General features: G+C 71.4%; 22 protein-coding genes and 1 tRNA gene. 14 read left to right on the top strand and 9 right to left on the bottom strand.

The features are described 5' to 3' along the window. Positions 1-32 precede the first annotated feature (32 nt). The 7 genes from ACFO6V_RS17700 to ACFO6V_RS17670 all read left to right on the top strand — a co-directional run bounded on the left by ACFO6V_RS17700 (position 33) and on the right by ACFO6V_RS17670 (position 6,306). On the top strand, positions 33-1,010 hold the full coding sequence (locus ACFO6V_RS17700; protein WP_377137458.1) for a substrate-binding domain-containing protein: 978 nt from the start codon (positions 33-35) through the stop codon (positions 1,008-1,010). Continuing rightward, positions 1,010-2,065 (top strand): ABC transporter permease, encoded by a 1,056-nt coding sequence (locus ACFO6V_RS17695; RefSeq protein WP_377137456.1) that lies wholly within the window; start codon positions 1,010-1,012, stop codon positions 2,063-2,065. The genes ACFO6V_RS17700 and ACFO6V_RS17695 overlap by 1 nt, the downstream gene beginning before the upstream one ends. After that, complete coding sequence (locus ACFO6V_RS17690; RefSeq protein ID WP_377137454.1) at positions 2,062-2,847, top strand: ATP-binding cassette domain-containing protein; 786 nt, start codon at positions 2,062-2,064, stop codon at positions 2,845-2,847. The genes ACFO6V_RS17695 and ACFO6V_RS17690 overlap by 4 nt, the downstream gene beginning before the upstream one ends. A gap of 28 nt (positions 2,848-2,875) precedes the next feature. Next, entirely contained in the window at positions 2,876-3,895 is a 1,020-nt protein-coding gene (iolG, locus tag ACFO6V_RS17685) for an inositol 2-dehydrogenase (protein ID WP_377137452.1), read from the top strand. Positions 3,896-3,938: 43 nt separating this feature from the next. Further along, entirely contained in the window at positions 3,939-4,898 is a 960-nt protein-coding gene (locus ACFO6V_RS17680; RefSeq protein ID WP_377137450.1) for a TIM barrel protein, read from the top strand. 56 nt (positions 4,899-4,954) lie between these two features. After that, positions 4,955-6,145, top strand: a complete 1,191-nt coding sequence (locus ACFO6V_RS17675; RefSeq protein ID WP_377137448.1) for a Gfo/Idh/MocA family protein — start codon at positions 4,955-4,957, stop codon at positions 6,143-6,145. Between the two features lie 87 nt (positions 6,146-6,232). Then, positions 6,233-6,306 (top strand) — tRNA-Pro (locus tag ACFO6V_RS17670). Positions 6,307-6,368: 62 nt separating this feature from the next. Here ACFO6V_RS17670 and ACFO6V_RS17665 read toward each other — a convergent pair. The 4 genes from ACFO6V_RS17665 to ACFO6V_RS17650 form a co-directional block, all read right to left on the bottom strand. Continuing rightward, positions 6,369-8,087 carry a SulP family inorganic anion transporter gene (locus ACFO6V_RS17665; protein ID WP_377137446.1) on the bottom strand — a complete coding sequence of 573 codons (1,719 nt, stop codon included), beginning with the start codon at positions 8,085-8,087 and terminating at the stop codon, positions 6,369-6,371. Further along, positions 8,084-8,515 carry an ArsR/SmtB family transcription factor gene (locus ACFO6V_RS17660; RefSeq protein WP_377137444.1) on the bottom strand — a complete coding sequence of 144 codons (432 nt, stop codon included), beginning with the start codon at positions 8,513-8,515 and terminating at the stop codon, positions 8,084-8,086. Before ACFO6V_RS17660 ends, ACFO6V_RS17665 begins: the two co-directional genes overlap by 4 nt. Before the next feature lie 78 nt (positions 8,516-8,593). Continuing rightward, positions 8,594-9,484: a universal stress protein gene (locus tag ACFO6V_RS17655; protein WP_377137442.1), complete on the bottom strand. Its 891-nt coding sequence runs from the start codon at positions 9,482-9,484 to the stop codon at positions 8,594-8,596. A 29-nt stretch (positions 9,485-9,513) separates the two neighbouring features. Continuing rightward, on the bottom strand, positions 9,514-10,395 hold the full coding sequence (locus ACFO6V_RS17650) for a universal stress protein (protein WP_377137440.1): 882 nt from the start codon (positions 10,393-10,395) through the stop codon (positions 9,514-9,516). Positions 10,396-10,534: 139 nt separating this feature from the next. Between ACFO6V_RS17650 and ACFO6V_RS17645 the strand changes: the two genes are divergently transcribed. Further along, on the top strand, positions 10,535-12,205 hold the full coding sequence (locus ACFO6V_RS17645; protein ID WP_377137438.1) for a sensor histidine kinase: 1,671 nt from the start codon (positions 10,535-10,537) through the stop codon (positions 12,203-12,205). 38 nt (positions 12,206-12,243) lie between these two features. On the opposite strand, the gene ACFO6V_RS17640 is transcribed toward ACFO6V_RS17645, so the two are convergent. The 3 genes from ACFO6V_RS17640 to ACFO6V_RS17630 all read right to left on the bottom strand — a co-directional run bounded on the left by ACFO6V_RS17640 (position 12,244) and on the right by ACFO6V_RS17630 (position 14,483). Further along, positions 12,244-12,897 carry a response regulator transcription factor gene (locus tag ACFO6V_RS17640; protein WP_377137436.1) on the bottom strand — a complete coding sequence of 218 codons (654 nt, stop codon included), beginning with the start codon at positions 12,895-12,897 and terminating at the stop codon, positions 12,244-12,246. Between the two features lie 95 nt (positions 12,898-12,992). Further along, the gene (locus tag ACFO6V_RS17635) at positions 12,993-13,565 is read right to left on the bottom strand and encodes a hypothetical protein (RefSeq protein WP_377137434.1); all 573 of its coding nucleotides are present in this window, start codon (positions 13,563-13,565) and stop codon (positions 12,993-12,995) included. A 147-nt stretch (positions 13,566-13,712) separates the two neighbouring features. Next, positions 13,713-14,483, bottom strand: coding sequence for an SDR family oxidoreductase (locus tag ACFO6V_RS17630; protein ID WP_377137432.1), 771 nt, complete (start codon positions 14,481-14,483; stop codon positions 13,713-13,715). A 210-nt stretch (positions 14,484-14,693) separates the two neighbouring features. On the opposite strand from ACFO6V_RS17630, the gene ACFO6V_RS17625 reads away from it, so the two are divergent. Together ACFO6V_RS17625 and ACFO6V_RS17620 are read left to right on the top strand one after the other, a co-directional pair. After that, a complete protein-coding gene (locus ACFO6V_RS17625; RefSeq protein ID WP_377137430.1) occupies positions 14,694-14,975 on the top strand; it encodes a dsRBD fold-containing protein in 282 nt (93 codons plus the stop codon). Next, a complete protein-coding gene (locus ACFO6V_RS17620; RefSeq protein ID WP_377137428.1) occupies positions 14,972-17,836 on the top strand; it encodes a cation-translocating P-type ATPase in 2,865 nt (954 codons plus the stop codon). The genes ACFO6V_RS17625 and ACFO6V_RS17620 overlap by 4 nt, the downstream gene beginning before the upstream one ends. A gap of 16 nt (positions 17,837-17,852) precedes the next feature. On the opposite strand, the gene ACFO6V_RS17615 is transcribed toward ACFO6V_RS17620, so the two are convergent. Both ACFO6V_RS17615 and ACFO6V_RS17610 read right to left on the bottom strand, forming a co-directional pair. Beyond that, the gene (locus ACFO6V_RS17615; protein WP_377137426.1) at positions 17,853-18,113 is read right to left on the bottom strand and encodes a metal-sensitive transcriptional regulator; all 261 of its coding nucleotides are present in this window, start codon (positions 18,111-18,113) and stop codon (positions 17,853-17,855) included. 2 nt (positions 18,114-18,115) lie between these two features. Continuing rightward, positions 18,116-18,289, bottom strand: coding sequence for a hypothetical protein (locus ACFO6V_RS17610; protein WP_377137424.1), 174 nt, complete (start codon positions 18,287-18,289; stop codon positions 18,116-18,118). Positions 18,290-18,364: 75 nt separating this feature from the next. Here ACFO6V_RS17610 and ACFO6V_RS17605 point away from each other — a divergent pair, with 75 nt between their 5' ends. From ACFO6V_RS17605 to ACFO6V_RS17590, 4 genes are all read left to right on the top strand, one after another. Beyond that, positions 18,365-20,146 carry an FAD-dependent oxidoreductase gene (locus ACFO6V_RS17605; RefSeq protein WP_377137422.1) on the top strand — a complete coding sequence of 594 codons (1,782 nt, stop codon included), beginning with the start codon at positions 18,365-18,367 and terminating at the stop codon, positions 20,144-20,146. Next, positions 20,143-20,538 (top strand): DUF302 domain-containing protein, encoded by a 396-nt coding sequence (locus ACFO6V_RS17600; protein ID WP_377137420.1) that lies wholly within the window; start codon positions 20,143-20,145, stop codon positions 20,536-20,538. Before ACFO6V_RS17605 ends, ACFO6V_RS17600 begins: the two co-directional genes overlap by 4 nt. Before the next feature lie 92 nt (positions 20,539-20,630). After that, positions 20,631-21,887, top strand: coding sequence for a type III sulfide quinone reductase, selenoprotein subtype (sqr, locus tag ACFO6V_RS17595; RefSeq protein ID WP_377137418.1), 1,257 nt, complete (start codon positions 20,631-20,633; stop codon positions 21,885-21,887). A gap of 45 nt (positions 21,888-21,932) precedes the next feature. Further along, on the top strand, positions 21,933-22,250 hold the full coding sequence (locus tag ACFO6V_RS17590; protein WP_377137416.1) for a TusE/DsrC/DsvC family sulfur relay protein: 318 nt from the start codon (positions 21,933-21,935) through the stop codon (positions 22,248-22,250). Positions 22,251-22,267: the final 17 nt, after the last annotated feature.

Raw genomic sequence — 22,267 nt, 5'->3', positions numbered from 1 at the left:
CTTCACAACGACGTGACCCAAGGAGCCCAGACGTGAACAGAACACACCTCGCCCGTGCGCTCGCCCTCGGCGGCGCACTGGCGCTGTTCCTCACCGCATGCTCGGAGGGCGGCAGGCAGCAGGCGGACGACGCCGCTCCTGCCGCCGCCGAGAAGACGATGACCGCGGTGATGGTCACCCACGCCGGGCCCGGGGACACGTTCTGGGACATCGTCCGCCGCGGCGCGGAGGCCGCGGCGGAACGGTACGGCGTCGACCTGCAGTACTCGGGCGACCCGGACGCCGCCCGCCAGAGCCAGCTCGCCCAGCAGGCGGTGGACCAGGGGACGGACGGGCTGGCGCTGACCTTCTCCAAGGGCGAGGCGATGCAGGGCGTGACGCAGAACGCCGTCGACGCCGACATCCCCGTCGTCGGCTTCAACGGCGGCATGGACGACGCGCTCGACTTCGGCGCGTTCACGTTCATCGGCCAGGACGACGGGCTCGCCGGCGAGGCGCTCGGCGACCTGCTCACCGAGCAGGACTTCACGCACCCGATCTGCGTGATCCACGAGCAGGGCAACGTCGGCCTGGAGGCGCGCTGCGCCGGGGTCAAGGAGAAGCTGCCCGACACCGAGACGCTGTACGTGCAGGGCACCGACATGACGCAGGTCAGCTCGACGGTCACCGCCAAGCTCCAGTCCACTGCCGACGCCGACGTCGTCATCGGCCTGGGCGCGCCCTTCACGCTCACCATCGTGGACGCGGTGGCGGAGACCGGTTCGGAGGCGAAGGTCGCCTCGTTCGACCTGAACGCCGACCTTGCCCAGGCGGTGGCCGACGGCGACGTCCTCGCCACCGTCGACCAGCAGCCCTACCTGCAGGGCTACATGGCGATCGAGTCGCTGTGGCTGCAGCACAACGGCGGCTTCGTGCTCGGCGGCGGCCAGCCCGTCTTCACCGGCCCGGCGATCATCGACCAGGACAACGCCGCCGACGTCCTCACGGGTGCCCAGGACGGCATCCGCTGATGGTCGCGGAAACCACCCCCGCGCAGGAGGCGCCGCCTGCGGCCGACGAGCGCGTGGTGCGCCGCTCGCCGGTCGCGCGGCTGCTCGTGCGGCCCGAGATGGGCGCCGTCGTCGGCGCGGTCGCGGTCTTCGCGTTCTTCGCGACCGTCGCCCCGGTGTTCACGCAGCTCTCGTCCGTCGCGACGGTGCTGTACGGGGCGTCGACCATCGGCATCATGGCGGTAGGCGTCTCGCTGCTCATGATCGGCGGCGAGTTCGACCTGTCCACCGGCGTCGCCGTCGTGTTCTCGGCGCTGACCGCCGCCCAGTTCTCGTGGTTCCTCGGCACCAACGTGTGGGTCGGCGTCGGGGTGGCCCTCGTCGTGTCGCTCGGGCTCGGGTTCCTCAACGGCTACCTGCTGATCGTGACCAGGCTGCCCTCGTTCATCGTCACGCTCGCGACCTTCCTGATGATCACCGGCGTCAACCTCGGCGTGACGCGGCTCGTGGCGGGCGGGGTCTCCAGCCCGTCGATCGCGGCGATGGACGGGTTCGAGTCGGCACGCTCGCTGTTCGCCGCCAAGATCAGCTTCCTCGGCGTGCACTGGAACGTGACCATCGTGTTCTGGCTGGCCCTCGTCGTGATCGCGACCCACCTGCTGGTCCGCACCCGGGTCGGCAACTGGATCTTCGCCGCGGGCGGGGACGAGCTGGCGGCGTCCGCGGTGGGCGTCCCCGTCGTCCGCACCAAGATCGGCCTGTTCATGGGCGTCGGGCTGTGCGCGTGGCTGCTCGGCATGCACAACCTGTTCGCGTTCGGCACGGTGCAGTCCGGCGAGGGAGTGGGCAACGAGTTCCTCTACATCATCGCCGCGGTGATCGGCGGCTGCCTGCTGACCGGCGGCTACGGTTCGGCGGTCGGCGGCGCCCTCGGCGCGCTCATCTTCGGCATGGTCAACAAGGGCATCGTCTACGCGCAGTGGAACCCCGACTGGTTCAAGTTCTTCCTCGGCCTCATGCTGCTCGTGGCCACTATCGTCAACCTCGTCGTCAAGAAGCGGGCGGAGCAGCGATGAGCACCACGACCGGCGGCTCCCTCGTCCGGATGCGCGGCGTAGGCAAGCGGTACGGCAACATCCTCGCCCTGCAGGACGTCGACCTCGACGTAGAGGCGGGCAGCGTCACCTGCGTGCTCGGCGACAACGGCGCGGGCAAGTCGACGCTCATCAAGATCATCGCCGGCCGCCACCAGCACTCCGAGGGCGTCCTGGAGATCCACGGCGAGGAGCGCACCCTCGGCTCGCCGCGCGAGGCTCTCGATCTCGGCATCGCCGCCGTCTACCAGGACCTTGCCGTGGTCCCGCTCATGCCCGTGTGGCGCAACTTCTTTCTCGGCTCCGAGCTGACCAAGGGGCGCGGCCCGGCCCGCATCCTCGACGTCAAGGCGATGCAGCGCATCACCAAGCAGGAGCTGCTCGACATGGGCATCGACCTGCGGGACGTGAACCAGCCGATCCACCAGCTCTCGGGCGGCGAGCGGCAGTGCGTGGCGATCGCGCGCGCCGTCCACTTCGGCGCCCGGGTGCTCATCCTCGACGAGCCCACGGCCGCGCTCGGCGTCAAGCAGTCCGGCGTGGTGCTGCGCTACGTGCTGCGGGCCCGCGACCGGGGGCTCGGCGTCGTCTTCATCACCCACAACCCGCACCACGCGTACCCCGTGGGCGACCGGTTCCTGCTGCTCAAGCGTGGCCGCCCGCTCGGGTACCACGCGAAGAAGGACGTGACGCTCGACGAGCTGACGTCGCAGATGGCAGGCGGCGCCGAGCTCGCGGCGCTGGCACACGAGCTGGAGCAGTGACCCCCACGTAATGAACCAAGGAGAAACCATGCGCATCGCGCTCATCGGCGCCGGACGGATCGGCGCCGTCCACGCCCGCTCGATCGCCGCGTCACCCGACGCCGAGCTCGTGCTCGTCGCGGACCCGGTCGACGGCGCCGCGGCGCGCCTCGCCTCTGCCCACGGCGCGGCGGCCACCACCGAGGTCGGCGACGTGTTCGCCGACGACACGGTGGACGCGGTGGTGGTCGCGTCCCCGACCGCGCACCACGTCGAGCAGATCCTCGCGAGCGTCGAGGCGGGCAAGGCCGTGCTCGCCGAGAAGCCCGTGGACCTCGACCTGGCCCGCGCCGACCGGTGCCTGGCTGAGGTCGGCGACCGCGCGCACCGCGTGATGCTCGGCTTCAACCGCCGGTTCGACGCGGGCTTCGCGGAGATCCACCGCCGCGTGGCCGCCGGCGAGATCGGCGACCTCGAACAGCTCACGATCATCAGCCGCGACCCCGCGGCGCCGCCCGTCGGCTACCTCGCGGGCTCGGGCGGGATCTTCCGCGACATGACCATCCACGACCTCGACATGGCGCGGTTCTTCCTCGGCGACATCGTCGCCGTCCAGGCGGTACCGCAGCGCCTGGACCCGGCCTTCGCGGAGATCGACGACTACGACGCCGCGATCGTCACCCTCACCGCCGCCTCCGGCGCCGTGGCGACGATCATCAACAGCCGGCACTGCGCGGCGGGCTACGACCAGCGGCTCGAGGCGTTCGGCCCGCGCGGCGCGCTGCGCGCGGAGAACCACACGGCGACGTCGGTGGTGCTCGACGCCGCGGGGACCTCGGGCGCCCGCGGCCCGTACCTCGACTTCTTCCTCGAGCGGTACGCCGCCGCGTACACGAGCGAGCTGGCCGCGTTCGTGGCCGCCGTGCGCGAGGGCTCCGCGCCGACGCCGTCGCTGCTCGACGGGCGCCAGGCGCTGGCGCTGGCCGACGCCGCCACCGAGTCCGCACGCACGGGCCGCAGCGTGGCCCCCGCCCCGGTGCCGTCGGCGGCGTCGTCGGCCGCCGTCTGACCCCTGCCGGCCCCACACCCCACCCCGGACGAGAGAGAACGAGATGACCAGCGAGACGACGTCCTCCGGCGCCCCCACCAGCAAGGCGCGCAACACCGACCCGCGGTTCAGCAAGCTGACCGTCGGCGTCTGCCCTGACCAGTGGGGCGTGTGGTTCCCCGACGACGAGAAGCAGATCCCCTGGGAGAAGGCGCTGGCCGAGATGGCCGAGGCCGGCTTCGAGTACATGGAGACGGGCCCGTACGGCTACTTCCCGACCGACCCCAAGCGCCTGCAGAAGGTGATGGACGACAACGGCTTCACGGTCGTCGCCGGAACCGGCTGGGGCATCCTGCACAAGGCCGAGGCGTGGGCCGAGACCGAGAAGACCTTCCGGGCCATCGCGGAGACCCATGCGGCCGTCGGCGCGGAGTACATCGTCCACCTGCCCCCGCTCTTCCGCGACGACAAGACCTGGGAGTGGACCGACGACCGCGTGCTGACGCCGGACGCCTGGAAGCTCTACACCGAGAACGCCAACCGGCTCGGCCAGATCCTCAAGGACGAGTACGGGCTGAAGATGGTGCTCCACCCGCACGGGGACAGCCACATCGAGACGCCGGAGGACATCGCGCGGGTGTTCGACGCGACCGACCCCGACTACGTCAACCTGTGCCTCGACACCGGCCATATCGTCTACGGCGGGGGAGACCCGCTGGAGATGATTCGTACCTACCCCGACCGCATCGCCTACGTGCACATCAAGGCCTTCGACGTCGAGCTGACCGAGCAGGCGCACAAGGAGGACTGGCCGTTCGGTGAGGCGGTCGCGCGCGGCGCGTCGGTCCGGCCCCCGGCGGGCGCCCCGGACATGAAGTCGCTCGTCGCCGCGCTGGCCGGCCTGGACAAGGACCTGTACGTCATCACCGAGCAGGACCTGTACCCGTGCGACCCGCGGCTGCCGCTGCCGAACGCCGTCATGACCCGCCAGTACCTGGCGTCGTGCGGCCTGGGTCTGCTCTGACCGGGGAAGCTCTGACTGATCTGCTCTGACTGGGGAAGCTGGGACGGGGTGCTGACATGACGGGACGACGACGGATCGGCGTCGGGCTGATCTCGGCGGGCTGGATGGGCGCCGTCCACTCGCACGCCTACCGGGCGCTGGGGGAGCGGTACCCGGAGCTCGACGTCGACGTCGTCCCCGTCATCGTCGCCGACACCTCGGCGCCGAACGCCGACGCGGCGCGACGCCGCTTCGGCTACCGGTCGATAACAGCCGACTTCCGTGAAGTGCTCGCGCACCCCGAGGTCGACGTCGTGTCGATCTGCAGCCCCAACTACCTGCACCGCGAGCATGCGCTCGCGGCCGCTGCGGCCGGCAAGCCGTTCTGGGTGGAGAAGCCGATGGGCACCTCGGTCGGGCAGTCCCAGGACATCGCCGACGCCGCGCGGGATGCCGGGCTGGTCACCGCCGTCGGGTTCAACTACCGGCACGCGCCGGCGGTGGAGCACCTGCGGTCGCTGGTCCGCTCGGGCCGGCTCGGGCGGGTCAGGAACGTTCGCGTGGTGCTGGACGCCGACTACTCGTCCTCGCCGTCCGGGCCGCGGACCTGGCGGTTCGTGCGCGAGACGGCGGGGTCGGGGGTGCTCGGTGATCTGCTCAGCCACGGGTTCGACCTGGCACAGTACGTGGTGGCTTCGGTGCGGGAGGTGACGGCGCTGACCGAGACGTTCATCGGCTCGCGTCCGGCGCCGGTGGGTGGCGGCGTCGGGCACCAGGCCCATGGTGATCTCGACGGGGACCTGCTGCCCGTGGAGAACGAGGACTATGCGGCGGTGCTCGCGCGGCTCGACGGCGGTGCGGTGGCGACGTTCGAGTCGTCCCGGGTGGCCGTGGGGCCGCGGTGCGGGTACGGGATCGAGGTGTTCGGGAGCCTGGGCAGCGCGCGCTGGGACTTCGAGCGGATGAACGAGCTGGAGGTCTGCCTCGGGCCGGGGGATGCCGGGTACGGGTTCACTCGGGTGCTGACTGATGGGGCGCACGGGGAGTTCGGCCGGTTCAACCCTGGCGGGGGTATGGGGCTGAGCTTCGAGGACCTCAAGGTCATCGAGGGGGCGCAGTTCGTCACCTCCGTGCTGACCGGGGAGCAGCTGGCGCCGTCGGTGGCGGACGGGCTCCAGGCGGCGCGGGTGGCGGCGGCTGCGGAGGCTTCTGCTGTGGACGGGCTATGGCATTCCGTGGTGCCTCGGGGCGGCGTCGAGGGCCGGTAACGACTGGCGTCACTGTCGTACCTACCGGATATGATGGGGCGTCGCTCCGGAGGACCGAGGTCACCCTTGGTTTCCGTGTCGGCATGACGGGCTGTGGCGCAGCTTGGTAGCGCATCTGCTTTGGGAGCAGAGGGTCGCTGGTTCGAATCCAGTCAGCCCGACACGTCTGGCCTGGTGAGCCTCTGGTTCGCCAGGCCAGAACGGACCCGGGACCCTGCGGACCTCAGCGTCGCCCGTCCAGCTGCGGGACGTCGGTGCCTTCGTCCGCGCGTCGCGCGTGGGAACGGGCGTGTGCGACGGCGTCGTCCAGCGTGAGGAACAGGTGGCTCTCGTGGCGGAGCTCGTCCAGCACCCCGACGGTGGTCATCAGCTTGCGGTGCCGGGGCTGGACGCCCTTGACCAGGACCGTGATGCCGCGCTGCTCGAGGGCGCCGACAAGCTCTGCCAGCGCCCGCGCTCCGGTGGCATCGACCATGCCCAGCTGGGACAGGCGCAGGATGACGACCAGGACGTTCTCCCGTACCGAGGTGTCGGTGACCTCCGTGAGGATCCTGTCCGAGGCTCCGAAGAACATGGCGCCGTCCAGCCGGAAGAGCGCGATGTGCTCGTCGCCCTCGTGCGCGACGCCGGGTAGCGGCTCGCGGTGCACGGACGAGGCGCGGGCCACGCGCCGCAACGCGAAGAACGCGGCCACGACCAGCCCGATCTGCACTGCCTCGACGAGGTCGAACGCGACGGTGATGACGGCCGTGACCACGAACGTGGCCGCATCCGAGCGAGTGGAGCGCAGGACCGCGCGGATCGTGCCGGCACCGATCATGCGGAACGCGGTCACCATGAGCACGCCGGCCAGCGCTGCCAGCGGGATGCGGCTCACTGGCCCGGTGGCGAGATAGATCACGGCGAGGATGACCAGCGCGTGGACGACGGCGGCCAGGCGGGTGCGGGCTCCGGAACGCACGTTGACCGCGGTGCGCGCGATGGCGCCGGTGGCCGGCATGCCGCCGAACAGGCCGGAGGCGAGCGAGGCCAGACCCTGACCTACCAGCTCCCGGTCCGGGTGGTACACGGAGCCTCCGGGCACCATCGACGCGGCGACCCGGGCGGACAGCAGGGACTCGATAGCGGCCAGCGCCGCGATAGCGATGGCCGCACCCAGCAGGTCGCCCAGCCCGGTGGTGCTGACGCCGGGCAGTGCCGGGACCGGGAGCCCGTCGGGCAGAGTCCCGATGCGGGCGACCGGCGCCCTGGTGACCTCGGCGAGCACGGTGGCGGCCACGACAGCGACCAGCGAGGCGGGGATCGCGGCATGCAGCCGGGGCAGGACGAGCATGAGGGCGGCGACCAGCGCCACCGTCGCGAGCGACCACAACGTGGTCGCGTCCAGGGCGAGCGCATCGAGGGCACCGGCGGCGTCGGCGACTGCGCGGGCTGCTGTCACCAGGGTGTTGCCCCCGACGGTGGCGGCCTGCCCGATGGCGGCGGGGACCTGTTGCAGGAAGATGATCGCGGCGATCCCGAGGGTGAACCCCTCGACCACCGGCCACGGGATGAAGGTGACCACCCGCCCGAGCCGCAGCAACCCGGCAGCCAGGACGATCAGCCCGCCGAGCATCGTGACCAGGGCGACAGAGGGCAGCCCGTACGCGGCGACGACGGGCGCCAGGACGACGGCCATCGCGCCGGTCGGGCCGGAGACCTGGAACCGGGAACCGCCGAACACGGCCGCGACCACACCCGCAAGGACAGCGGTCACCAGCCCGGCGGCCGGTCCGACACCGGAGCTGACACCGAACGCCAGAGCCAGTGGCAGTGCGACCACGCCCACGGTCAACCCGGCGAGCAGGTCGGCACCGATCGCCCGAGGGCGCAGGTCGTAGTCATCACGCCCGGGCAGCAGGTCGCGAACGTCCAGCCGGACCAGCACGTCACGGAGCGTCACGGCTTCGCCGTCCTCTCGACCGGGTCACTCTCAGCCAGGGCGGCCTCGAGCACGGACCGGACGCTCGCGCCGGGCAGCGTCGGCAGATGCTGCGCGACCGCGAGCCGTCCGGCATCCGCGTCGTGGCCGGCCAGGCGACGCAGCAAGAAGGCACGGGCGACGATGAGCAGGTCTGCGACCAAGGGCTCGGTCAGCCGGTACACCACGGCGTTGCCGGAGCGGGTCGAGTCCACGACCCCCGCGCGTTTCAGGACCGCCAGGTGCTGGGACAGTGCAGAGGGTTCAGCACCCGTCACGTCCAGCAGGCGAGAGACCGGGGCGGCCAGGTCCGGGTCGGCCGCGATCACCTCCAGCAGCCGGATTCGGACCGGATGGGCCAGAGCCTTGAACAGCTCTGCCTTGATCGCGTAAAGGGGCTGCGTATCCACCTCACGACTTTAGCATTCGCTAAAACCACTGGGGATCGTGAACGGGCTCCTCCGAGACATATCGACGTCGTGCCGAGCTCACAGCGCCGGCAACGGGGGGACGACCGCCACCGGGCAGGCGGCGTGCTGGATCATGGCCTGGCTGGTCGATCCCAGCAGGAGCCCACGGAATCCACCGCGTCCGCGCGATCCGACCACGACCAGCTGGGCGGTCCTGGTGTGCTCGAGAAGCACGTGGGCCGGGCCGTCGCGGACCACCACCTCTTCGACGGGAACGTCCGGGTGGTGTGCGCGGCCCTCGGCGAGCCACTGGCTCAACGCCTCCGACTCGTTCTGCTGGACCAGGTGCCAGTCCGTCGTGAGTTCCCAGACGGTCACGACAGGCAGGTCGCTCCACGCGTGCACGGCTGTCAGGGGCGCACCGCGGAGGGCTGCCGCCTCGAACGCGAAGTCGAGCGCGGCTCGGCTGTTCGGTGACCCGTCCACGCCGACCACTACCGGCCCGTCCTGCCGGGGCACGGTATCCGGATCGGCTCCGCGTACGACCACGACGGGGCAGTGCCCGTGGGTGGCGAGCGCCACGGCGATCGACCCGACGACGAGCCCGGCGAACCCACCGAGCCCGCGTGAGCCGAGCACCAGCAAACCGGCCGAGGCTGATCGGTCGATCAGCCGGCCGGCCGCCGAGCCACTGACCAGCTGGGTGCTGATGACGACGTCGGGCGCCACTTCCCGCGCCGCCGCGGAAGCCTCCCTGAGCCACAGGCCGCCCTGCTCGACGAGCGCGTCGTGGTACGGGACGAGCGATCCCACGTGCAGAGGTGCGACGGGGATCGGCGTCCACACGTGGACCAGCACCAACGCAGCGCCACGGCGGCCGGCTTCCCGGGCGGCCCAGAGCACCGCCTGCGTGGCCGAGGTCGAGCCGTCCACACCGACCACCACGGGGTCCTGCACTGTCTGGCTCATGGGGATCCTCTCCTCATCTCGGTCGGGGATCAGCGGTGCGCGTCGTGATGCGCGTGCACGACCACGACCGGGCACGGCGCCGAGCGGAGCAGGGCGTCGGGAACGCTGCGCAGCATGCGGCCGATCAGCGGCTGGTGCCGGCGGCCGCCCACCACGACCAGGTCGTCCGGGGTGAGCCCGTACCGCAGTACGGAGGCCGGGTCCCCGCGACGCATCACGATCGTGCAGGCGACCTGCGGGTACTTCTCCGACCACCGCGCCACCCGGTCGGCCAGGTCGGCCTTGGCTGCCTCGCGCCACGAAGCGGCGACGGGGTCCATCTCCGGGAGAGCCGCGGAGATCGCGTCGTTGTCCGTCACGTGCAGCACCTCCAGTGCGCAGTCACGTGCGGCTGCCTCGGCGAACGCGGCGCCCAGCACGTCTGGCTCGTCGTCGCGGTCCACGCCCACCCGGATCCGCCTCGGGTCGCCGGGGGCCGCGCCGGCCGGGACCACGGCGACGGCTCCTGGAGCGGTCGCCGCCAGTGCGGAGGAGGTCGAGCCGAGCACCATGCGGTCGAACTTCCCGAGGCCACGGCGTCCGACCACGACCAGACCGCAGGTCCTGGACCGCCGGCTCAGCTCGTAGGCCGCGTCGCCGGACATCACGACCACCTCGACGTCCTGCTCGCCCGGACGATGCTCCGCGAGCCAGGTGCGTGCCGCCTCAGCGGCCCTGTAGGCATGATCGCGCATCTCGCCGATCAGACCGCCGATGCCCGGGTCCTGGGTGATCGGCACGCCATAGGTCGCCACGACCGTCAGGCGGGCCTCGTGCAGATCGGCGGCGCGCGCTGCCCAGGCCAGGGCGGCCAGGCTCTCGGCCGACCCGTCGACCCCGACGACTATGCCGTCGTACCAGGTGATGCTCATGATCGTCCTCCTTCGTCTCTCCCAGGACACCAGGCGGCCGATCTCGTCCGGCAGAGACCGGGGACCCGCGGGAGCAGGACCAAGGTCCCAACCGGCTACCCCCGGTCCGGGCGCGCTACCGTGGCCCCGGGAGGCACACATGGGCTCAGCCGACACCCCACGCGACCGCACCGACCTGCTGCTGGAAGCGGTCGTCACGGTCAGTCGTGGCCTGGATCTGGAGACGGTGCTGCACCACATCGTCGAGACAGCCATCAAGCTCGTCGACGCGCGGTACGGCGCGCTGGGCGTGCTGGGTGACGACGGCAGGATCGCCAGGTTCCTGACCGTCGGGCTGTCCGACGAGCAGATCGCCGCGATCGGTCCCTACCCCACGGGGCACGGTGTGCTGGGCGAGCTGATCCGCCACCCCGTGCCGCTCCGCCTGCACGACCTGTCCGCCCATCCCGTCTCGGTCGGTTTCCCCGCGCACCACCCACCGATGCACACCTTCGCGGGGATGCCGCTGCAGGTGCACAGTGCGCCGTTCGGCAACCTCTATCTCACGGACAAGCGCGGCGGGGGAGACTTCACGGCCGAGGACGAGCGGGTGCTGGAAGCGCTCGCCTCGGCTGCGAGCGTGGCCATCGAGAACGCGCGCCTGTACGACGTCGCGCAGCTGCGCGAACGCTGGGCGCGCGCCAACGACCGGATCTCCCGCCAGGTCCTGGCCGGGTCGTCGCCCGACGAGGTCCTGAAGCTCATCGGCAGCCAGGCACGGGAGGTCGCCAACGCGGATCTCACGGCCGTCTCCCTGCCGGATCCGGACACCGGTCGTCTGCTGGTGCAGACGGCGTCCGGGCTGGGGGCGGAGGACCGGGTGGGTTCGGTCCTGTCGGCCGACGGGACGTTCGCCGCGCTCACGTTCCGCACCGGGGTGCCGATGGTCACCGACGACGCCACGAAGGACGAGCGCGCCGAGTTCGCGCTGGACCTGCCGGTCGAGCTCGGCCCGCTGGCGGTGTGGCCGCTCGGCGAGCACGGTCGCGTCCGTGGTGTCCTGGCTGCGGCACGCGTGCGGGGCAGCCAGCCGTTCTCGTCGGTGGTGGTGGAGGCGCTGAGTGCCTTCGCCGCGCAGGCCGCCGTCGCACTGGAGCTGGCAGAGGGGCGGGCGGACGCCGAACGGCTCGTCCTGCTCCGTGATCGCGAGCGGATCGCACGGGACCTGCACGACCTGGCGATCCAACGGCTGTACGCGACCGGACTCTCGCTGCAGCGAGTGGCGCGTACCGCGCCGGCGGAGGTGGCCGCGCAGCTGACGGCGGCGGTCGAGGAGGTCGACGAGACGATCGCCCTGGTACGGACCACGATCTACCGGTTGCAGCCGGGTGAGCGGTCCGGCGGTGCCGACGCCCGCCGGATCGGTCTGCGCTCACGCGTCATCACCGAGGTCGATGCCGCTGCGGTTCCGCTCGGGTTCGCGCCCCGGCTGCGCTTCGAGGGCGCGGTGGACACCATGGTGCCGTCGGACGTCGCCCACCACATCATCGCGGTCGTGCGCGAGGCGCTGTCGAACGTCGCCCGGCACGCGTCCGCTTCCCGGGTGGAGGTCCGGCTGGCTGTGGCTGACGACCTTGTGCTCGTGGTGAGCGACGACGGCACGGGCATCCCCTCGACGGCCGCACACAGCGGGCTACGCAACCTCGCGCAGCGTGCGGACGAGCTCGGCGGATCACTCCTCATCGAACCCGCGGACCCGAGCGCTGACCGGGCTGGGACACGTCTGGTGTGGCGCGTGCCGATGCCCACCGACGACTCCCTGGAGACCTGACTCGAGCGTCTTCTCCGGCGCCGTCAGGGCCGTCCGGCTCAGTGTTGTCGGCGATCGTCCTGTTCGAGGCGGTCGGCGAGGACGGCGGCTTGTGCCCGCCGTTCGAGGCCGAGCTTGGCGAAGATGCTGGAGACGTAGTTCTTGACGGTCTTCTCGGCGAGGAACAGCTCGGCGCCGATCTGCCGGTTGGTCAGGCCGTGCCCGATCAGGCCGAGGATGCGGCGCTCCTGGTCGGTCAGGCCGGAGAGCGGGTCGGGCTCGTGGTGGGCGCCCTCGCGGATACGTTCCATGACGCGGGCCGCGGCGCGTGGGTCGAGCATGGACCCGCCCGAGGCGACGGTCAGCACGGCCTGGACGAGGTCGGTGCCGCGGACCTGTTTGAGGACGTAGCCGGCGGCTCCGGCGAGGATCGCGTCGTAGAGGGCCTCGTCGTCGGAGAACGAGGTGAGCATGAGGCAGGCCAGGTCCGGCATACGGGAGCGCAGCTCGCGGCAGACGGTGACGCCGTCGCCGTCGGGCAGCCGCACGTCCAGCACCACGACGTCAGGGGCGAGGGCGGGGATGCGGGCGAGCGCCTCGCGGGCGGTACCCGCTTCACCGATGACGCGCACTCCTGGCTCTGACTCCAGCAGGTCCGCGACGCCGCGGCGCACCACTTCGTGATCATCGACGAGGAATACGCGTACGTCCATGTGACCTACGGTAACGGTGGGCCCGGCCGTGGCGGTGCCCGTCCCGGGGACTACCGGGACGGGCACCGCGGAGACGGGCACTGTGAGGTGCTGTGTCATCGCAGGACGGGGAACCGCTTGACGAGCGGCAGCCGGGCCCACTGCTTGCCGAGGCCGATCGTGTCACCGGCCAGGAAGGCGGCGAGCCCGATCAGCAGGACCGCGTCGACCAGGTGGTAGTCCACGAAGGGGTTGTTCTCCAGCGGCAGCGAGGCCATCCACATCAGGAGCATGAGCAGTGCACCGGCGCCGGCTGCGATCCGCATCCCGATGCCGAGTGCCAGGGCGAGCCCGATGCCGAGCAGGCCGAGCATGAACAGCCAGTCGATGACGGCGTTGCCGGCCAGGGAGCCGAAGAACCCGGCGAACGGGCCCTCGACACCGCCGAGGTAGCCCTCGGTCGGGGAGCCGCCGTTGATCCAGGCGCGCTCGGTGGGCGTGCCCAGGCCCCAGCCGAACAGCTTGTCGCCGAACGCCCAGAGGAACTCGACGGCGAGGAGCAGCCGGACGCCCGCGAAGCTGTACCGGGCGACCGCTGTGCTCGTGACGGTCGTGGCGGATGTGGTGGCGCGCTCACGCGCTACCGGCCCGTGCGCCAACGGTGCGGAGTGGTGGCTGATGGAGCTCATGATCTTCCTCCTGGGGGTGCGCCGGAACGGTTCCGGCTGCCTATGACCACGGTCCCGCGAACCATGTGGACGGGTGCAGGGTCACCTGGCTCCTGTCGGTAGGACCTTGGTCCCGCGCCGGGACGGGCCGATGGCCCTGGGCGGCGGCTACCAGGTGGAGTCGCCGCGGATGACGGCGTCGGACCCGCCGTCGACGAAGATGACCTGGCCGCACAGGTGCGAGTTCTTCTCGCTGACGAGCCAGGTCAGGAGGTGCGCGGGGACCTCGGGCCGCATGAAGCCGTTCAGCGGCATGGGTACCAGGGCGGACATGGCCGCGCGCTGGATCTCCGTACCGATCATGCTCGCGACCATGGGAGTCTCGACGACTCCCGGCGCGATGGCGTTGAGCGGGATCCCCGCGCCCGCCCACTCCTTCCCGGAAGCCGCGCGGCGCAGCCACCGGCACAGGGCCGCCTTGCTGCTGGCATAGATCAGGTCGTTCTGCCGCGCCTCCACGAGCTTGGCGGCGCGCTCCAGCGCGCCGGCCTCGTCGCCGGCCAGGCACAGGTCCACCAGCTCCGCGTCCGACGGCATGAGGCTGGCCATCGATGCCGTGGCGACCGCGCGCGGGGCTCGTGAGGCGGCGAGCAAGGGCCGCAGTCCCTCCAGCGTCGCGACCGTGCCGAAGAAGTTGACCGCGACGTCGTCCGGGGTCTGGTGTGCCACTCCCGCGTTGGCGACGACGCCGTCGATGTGGTGGCGGCGTGCCCGCAGCTCCGCGACCATCGAGGCCCGGCCGTCCTGGGTGCGGAGGTCGGCCTCGATCTCGGCGTCGTGGAGGTCCACGCCGATGGCCCGGTCGCCGCGCTGCTCGAGCAGCCGCAAGGTCGCGCGGCCGATTCCTGAGGCCGAGCCGGTGACGACGATGGTGCGCATGATGGGTCCTCCGTGTCGTGCGTCGTGCCGATCCCGGCAGCTCGCCGGGGCGTTCTTCACGCTAGGCAGCCAGTTCCGGCACCGTCCTGTGCCGTCGGTCCCGATGCCTCGGGCCGTTGGTCCCTGGTGTGTGCGCACACACGCGCGCGACGCTGGGAGCACGCTCGCCCTCCCACGACGGGAGGGGAACCGATCGACAGGAGCACTGCCATGACCCACACCTGGAAAGTCGCCATCCGCCTGTTCGACGCGGACGACGTCGAGCGGGACGGCACTCTCACCGCCGCGCACGCCGTGCTGACCACGTCGAGCGGGACGTCGCTCGAAGGCCATGGACGCGCCCGGCGCAACCCGGACGACCCGCAGGTCCGCGAGATCGGCGAGGAGCTGGCCGCCGCGCGTGCCTTGCGGGACCTGGCAGACCGGCTGCTGCGGGCGACGTCGGACGACATCGCGCAGATCGAGCACCGCCCGGTCCGGCTGCACCTGTGACCTCAGGTACGTCGTCCCGGCCCAGCCGCCCGTCGTCCGTCTCGGCGCCGGCCGCCGATGATCCGTCCGATCCGTCGCTGCGGGAGGCGGCTGACGTCGCTCGCGAGCTCGGCGTCGATCCCGTCGTCGGGCTGGACGACGCCGAGGCCGCGCGCCGGCTGGCCACCGACGGGCCGAACGAGCTGCGGTCCAGGCCGCCCGTGCCGCTCTGGCGCAAGGTCCTCGAGCAGTTCCGCGACCCGTTGGTGGCCCTGCTGCTGGTCGCCGTGGCCATCTCGGTCACCGTCTGGTGGGTCGAGGGTGCCGACGGCGTGCCGGTCGACGCGGTGGTGATCGCCGCCATCGTCGTGCTCAACGCGGTGCTCGGCCTGGTCCAGGAGAGCAAGGCGGCGAACGCCGTCGCGGCGCTCCGGTCCATGACGGAGGCGAGCTCCACCGTGCTCCGGGACGGTCGCCAGGTCACCGTGCGGTCGGCCGAGCTGGTCCGCGGGGACGTGCTCGTGCTGACCGAGGGCGACGCCGTCGGCGCCGACGCGCGCCTGCTGAGCGCGACGGCCCTGCGGGTCCAGGAGGCGTCGCTGACCGGCGAGTCGGAGGCGGTCCTGAAGGACGCGGCGGTCCTGCCGGCCGCCGCGCCGCTGGGCGACCGGTTCGACATGGTCTACAAGGGCACCGCCGTCGCCCAGGGTGTGGGCCGGGCCGTCGTGGTGGCCACCGGCATGGGCACGCAGATGGGCGCGATCGCGAGGCTGCTCGACGCCACCGAGGAGGAGGTCACGCCGCTGCAGCGGGAGATCTCGCGGGTGAGCAAGGTGCTCGGCCTCACGGTGATCGGCATCGCCGTCGTGGTGATGGTCCTCGCGGCAGTGGTCAACGACGTCCGCACGGCGGAAGATCTCGTCACCGTCCTCCTGCTCGGCGTCTCGCTCGCCGTGGCCGCCGTGCCCGAAGGCCTGCCGGCGATCCTGTCGGTGGTCCTGGCCGTGGGTGTACAGACCATGGCGCGCCGGAACGCCGTCGTGAAGAAGCTGCACTCCGCGGAGACGCTGGGCTCGGCGTCGGTCATCGCGTCGGACAAGACCGGCACCCTGACCAAGAACGAGATGACCATCCAGCGGGTCGTCACCGCCTCCGGCGAGGTCGCACTCACCGGCGTGGGCTACCGGCCCGACGGCGAGGTGCGCGCGGGGCCGGACGGCGACGGGGGACCGCTCACGAACGAGCCGCTGCTCCGGGAGGTGGCCATGGTGCTGGGCGGCGGCTCGCTCGCCAACGACGCCCAGCTCGTCGAGGACGACGGCGAGTGGGCCGTGCAGGGCGACCCCACCGAGGCGGCCTTCCTCGTCGCCGCGCACAAGCTCGCCGGCACGGTCGATCGCGTCGCCGAGTTCGAGCGCCGTGGGGAGGTCCCCTTCACCTCCGAGCGCAAGCTGATGTCCGCGCTCGTGGACCCACCGGGCGACGGCGCCTGGGCGCTGGTCACCAAGGGCGCGCCGGACGTGCTGCTCGGGCGCTGCACCGCCGTGCAGGTGGGCGAGGGGACCGTGCCGCTCGACGACGACCGGCGCGGAGCGGCGCTCGACGCGGTCGAGCGGCTGTCGGACCGGGCGTACCGCACTCTCGGCGTCGCCTATCGCCGGGTCGCGGAGGGCCTCGGGTCCGAGGGCCTGGAGGAGCACGAGTCCGACCTGGTCTACCTCGGGGTGGTGGGCATCATCGACCCGCCACGGCCCGAGGTCACGGCCGCGGTGGCCGAGGCCCACCGAGCCGGCATCCGCGTCATCATGATCACCGGTGACCACCCGGTCACGGCGACCCGGATCGCGACCGACCTGGGCATCGTGGAGCCTGGCGCGCGAGCCGTCACCGGCACGGAGCTGGACGGTCTGGACGGACCGGACCTGCGAGAGGCCACGCGCACCGTGTCGGTGTACGCCCGTGTGGCCCCGCAGAACAAGCTGCAGATCGTCGATGCGCTCCAGGCCGACGGGCACGTGGTCGCCATGACCGGTGACGGCGTCAACGACGCCCCCGCCCTCAAGACCGCCGACATCGGCGTCGCCATGGGCATCACCGGCACGGAGGTGACCAAGGAGTCGGCCAAGATGATCCTCGGTGACGACAACTTCGCCACCATCGTCGCCGCCGTGCGCCAGGGCCGGGTCATCTTCGACAACATCAAGAAGTTCCTGCGCTACCTGCTCTCCTCGAACATGGGCGAGGTATTCACGGTGCTGCTCGGCGTGCTGTTCGCCGGGGTGGTCGGACTCGAGGGCGCCGCCGGCGGCGAGGCCGTGGTCGTGCCGCTGCTGGCCACGCAGATCCTCTGGATCAACCTCGTCACGGACTCGGGTCCGGCGCTCGCGATGGGCGTGGACCCGGAGACCGACGACGTCATGGCCCGGTCACCGCGGGGCATGCACGAGCGGATCATCGACGCGCGCATGTGGACCGGCGTCCTGAGCATCGGTCTTGTCATGGGCGTCGCCACCCTGCTGACCATCGACATCTTCCTGCCCGGCGGCCTCGTCGAGGGCACCGACTCGCTCGCCGTGGCGCGCACCGCCGGGTTCACCACCCTCGTCCTGGCCCAGCTGTTCAACGTGTTCAACTCCCGGTCGGAGACGACCAGCGCCTTCCACCGGATGTTCGCGGGCCGCTGGCTCTGGGGCGCGATCGGGCTGGGCGTGCTGCTCCAGGTCGCCGTCGTCCAGGTGCCGTTCCTCCAGGTCGCCTTCGGCACCGCGAGCCTCGACCTCGCGCACTGGGGTGTCGCGGTCGCGATGGCGTCCTCGGTGCTCTGGTTCGACGAGCTCCGCAAGCTGCTGTGGCGGGCGCGGCACCCCGGTGCGGTCGCCTAGGTGCGCCGGGCGACGCCTACGCGAGGGACAGGAAGAGCTTCTCGAGCTTCTGCAGGTCGGCCGTGCCGTTCTCCTCGTCGGTGAGGCACTGCTTCAGTCCCGACGAGATGACGGCGAACCCTGCCCGGTCGAGGGCCTTCGAGACGGCGGAGAGCTGGGTCACGACGTCCGCGCAGTCCGCTCCGTCGTCCACCATGCGTATCACTGCGGCGAGCTGGCCCTGGGCGCGCTTGAGCCGGTTGGAGACCTTCCGCATCTCGTTCGGATCGAGTTCCACGATCAGCCCTCTCGGCGTCCGAAGATCCGGGACAGGAACGAGCCCTTGGCGGGCTCCTCGGCGTGTCCCTCGCACTGGTCACGGCGCGGCACGCCGGCCATCACCTGGTCGACGTGCTGGCCGCAGCCGGCCCACGTCGTCCTGCCGCACTTCTCGCATGTCACAGCTCTGCACACGGTGATCTCCCTCGCTCGGTTGTTCCAGAGAATACCCCCTGGGGTATTGTCGGTGTCAAAGCCAAGGAGGACCACATGAAGATCGTCATCGTCGGGGGAGTCGCCGCGGGCATGTCGGCGGCCACCCGGCTACGCCGCCTGGCCGAGGACGCGGAGATCGTCGTCCTGGAGGCGGGTGAGCACGTCTCGTACGCCAACTGCGGGCTGCCGTACTACGCGGGCGGAGTCATCCAGGACCGCGAGGCGCTGCTGCTGCAGACGCCGGAGTCCCTCGCGGCGCGGTTCCGCCTCGACGTGCGCATCCGCAGCCAGGTGACGGGTGTCGACGCCGCAGCGCACACCGTGACCGTGCGTGACGTCGGAACGGGCGACGAGTACGTCGAGACCTACGACCACCTCGTGCTGAGCCCTGGCGCCCGACCGGTCGTACCGCCGGTTCCCGGCATCGAGCGTGCGCTCGTGCTGCGTGACGTCGCCGACGCCGACCGGCTCGTGGCCGCGGTGGACGGCGCGCGCACGGCCGTGGTCATCGGTGGCGGCTTCGTCGGCCTGGAGGTCGTGGAGAACCTCGTCCGCATCGGTCTGACCGTCACCCTCGTGGAGCTCGGCGACCAGGTGCTCCCGCTGCTGGACCCGGAGCTGGCCGTGCGCGTACGCGACGAGCTCGAGGCGCACGGCGTCGACGTCCGCACGTCCACGCAGGTCTCCGCGCTCACGCCCGACACGGCGGTCCTTGCGGACACCGCGGGGACCGACGTCGGCAAGGTGTCCGCAGACCTGGTCGTGGCCGCGGTCGGTGTCCGGCCCGACACGGAGCTGGCGACCCTGGCCGGTGCCGCCCTGGGCCCGCGCGGCGGCATCCTGGTGGACGAGGACCTGCGCACCTCGGTCCCGGACGTCTTCGCGGTCGGTGATGCCGCGGTGAAGCGCGACGCGTTCGCCGTTCAGGGTGAACCCGAGCCGTTCGCGCTCATCCCGCTCGCGAACCTCGCCAACCGGCACGGTCGGCACGTCGCGGACGTGATCCTCGGCCGGACCGGCATGCGACCGTCGATCGGCACCGCCGTGGTGGGCGTGTTCGGCCTGACGGCCGCCGCGGTAGGGCGCAACGAGAAGCGGCTGCGGGCCGAGGGCCGCCCCTACCGGGCGATCCACACCCACCCGAACCAGCACGCGGGCTACTACCCGGGCGCGATGCCGCTTGCGCTCAAGCTCCTGGTCGACCCGGAGACCGACCAGATCCTCGGCGCCCAGGGGGTCGGCCACGACGGGGTCGACAAGCGCATCGACGTGATCGCGACTGCCGTCGTCGGAGGCCTGACCGCCTCCGATCTCGCGGATCTCGAGCTCGCCTACGCACCCGCCTACGGGTCCGCCAAGGATCCGGTCAACATGCTCGGCTACGTCGCGGACAACCTCCGCGCAGGCGACACCCGCAGTGTCCAGTGGCACGAGCTCGACGAGCTCGTGCGCCGCGGTGCGACGCTCGTGGACGTGCGGACCCCCGCCGAGCACGCGCGCGGCACCGTCGAGACCGGCATCGAGACCGGCATCGAGACCGGCATCGGGACCGCGAGCGACAGTGCACGCCACCGGGCGCGCAACATCCCGCTCGACGAGCTCCGTGCCCGCGCGCGCACCGAGATCCCGACCGGAGCACCGGTCGTCGTGCACTGCCAGGTCGGGCAGCGCGGACACACTGCCGCCCGGCTGCTCACCCAGCTCGGCTACGACGTGCGCAACCTGGACGGCGGCTACGTCACCTGGCTGGACGCCGTCCGAGCGAAGGCGGCACCAGCGCGCGACGATGACGAGGTACCGCACGAGCCAAGCACCACCATGAGGAGCACACGATGAGCTATGGCATCACCACCCGTGTCCGACGACCTTTCGAGGACACCGTCCGAGCGGTCCGCGAGGCGCTCGCCGAGCAAGGTTTCGGCATCCTGACCGAGATCGACATGGCAGCGACCATGAGGAAGAAGCTCGATGTCGAGATCAGGGCCCAGGTCATCCTGGGCGCCTGCAACCCGCCCCTGGCGTACCGCGCCCTCCAGGCCGAGGAGTCCGTGGGACTGCTCCTGCCGTGCAACGTGGTCGTGCGGGACGAGGGCGACGGCACGACGACCGTCGAGGCCCTCGATCCGCAGATCATGGTCCGCGTCACCGGCAACCCGGCCCTGTCCGGGGTCGCGGACGAAGCGGGGGAGCGTCTACGAGCGGTCGTCGACGTGATCACGGAGGGCTGATCTCGCGACGGGACGCCGACAGCGACCTTCGGCCCGCGCCCGGGGGACCAATGCCCCTGCACGTCCCGACGGCGCCCCCGAAGACTGGGAGCATGACAGAGCGCATCGTGATCCTGGGTGGAGGTACCGGCGGCACGCTGTCGGCGAACCGGCTGCGGCGCAGGCTCGGCGACGACGTCGAGATCACCGTCGTCGACCGCGACGACGACCACGTCTACCAGCCTGGCCTGCTGTTCGTGCCCTTCCAGCAGGCCGGTCCGGGTGGCCTCGTCCGATCGCGTCCACGCCAGCTGCACGCCGGCATCGGCTACCACCGGGCCGGCGTCCGGCGGGTCGACGTCGACCGTGACCGGGTGCAGCTGGACGACGGCGAGACGCTGCCCTACGACGTGCTGGTGATCGCCACCGGCGCCCGGCTGCTGCCCGAGGAGACCGAAGGTCTGACGGGTCCGGGCTGGGGACAGTCGGTGCACACCTTCTACGACTACGCCGGCGCCACCGCGCTCGCCGGCGCGCTGTCCCGCTTCGAGGGCGGCCGGCTGGTGGTCAACGTGGTGGACCTGCCGATCAAGTGCCCCGTCGCCCCGCTGGAGTTCTGTTTCATCGCCGACTGGTACTTCCGGGTCCGCGGCATCCGCGACAAGGTCTCGTTGACGTACGTGACCCCGCTGGACGCGGCGTTCACGAAGCCGGTCGCGGCGCGGGCCCTGGCCGGCCTGCTGGCCGAGAAGGGCGTCGAGCTGGTGACCGAGTTCAACACCGGCACCGTGTACGGCGCGGACGGCGATCCGGGCCGTCGTCTGGTGTCGTTCGACGGGCGCGAGGTCCCCTTCGACCTGGCGGTCGTCGTGCCGCTGCACGGTGGGGCGGCCTACGTCGACGCCTCGCCAGGCCTGGGCGACGAGCTCGGCTTCGTCCCTACCGACCCGCACACCCTGCAGTCCACGGTGCGGCCGAACATCTTCGTCATCGGCGATGCCACGGCGCTCCCCGCGTCCAAGGCCGGTTCGGTGACCCACTTCGAGGGCGAGACGCTCGTGCGGAACGTCGCCCGGTTCCTCGCCGGCCAGGAGCCCCTGGCCGAGTTCGACGGGCACGCCAACTGCTTTGTCGAGACGGGCTTCGGCAAGGCGCTGCTCATCGACTTCAACTACGACACCGAGCCGCTGCCGGGTCACTACCCGGCAGCCGTGGGGCTGCCCCTGCTGAAGGAGTCGCGGCTCAACCATCTCGGCAAGCTGATGTTCGCCTGGCTGTACTGGCACAGCCTGCTGCCCGGGAGGGACATCCCCGGAGTCGGCTCCGCCATGCCGCTGACGGGCAAGCGCGATGCCGTGACCACCGGCTGACCAGCCTGAACCGGTCGGACGACGACGAGAAGGAGGAGACGCGACATGCCGAACGTGACCTACGCGGGCACCCAGGTGTCCGTGAACGACGAGGGATTCTTCACCGACCCCGGGCAGTGGCGCGAGGACATGACGCCGGAGATCGCTCGTGAGGCGGACATCGACCCGCTGACCGAGCAGCACCTGCGCGTCGTCAAGCACGTGCGCCACGAGTACGAGGAGAAGGGCTCCGGCCCGACCGTCCGCGCACTGGGCAAGAGCTCCGGCGTCAGCGTCAAGGAGCTCTACGAGCTCTTCCCCAAGGGTCCGGCCAAGCTGGCGGCGAGGATCGCCGGCATCCCGAAGCCCCGCGGCTGCATCTGAGAACCACGAGAACCGAT

This window comes from Promicromonospora alba (assembly GCF_042654905.1).
Lineage (GTDB): Bacteria > Actinomycetota > Actinomycetes > Actinomycetales > Cellulomonadaceae > Promicromonospora > Promicromonospora alba.
The sequence above is the reverse complement of the archived record's forward strand: the minus strand, read 5'-3'. Positions and strand labels throughout refer to the sequence as shown.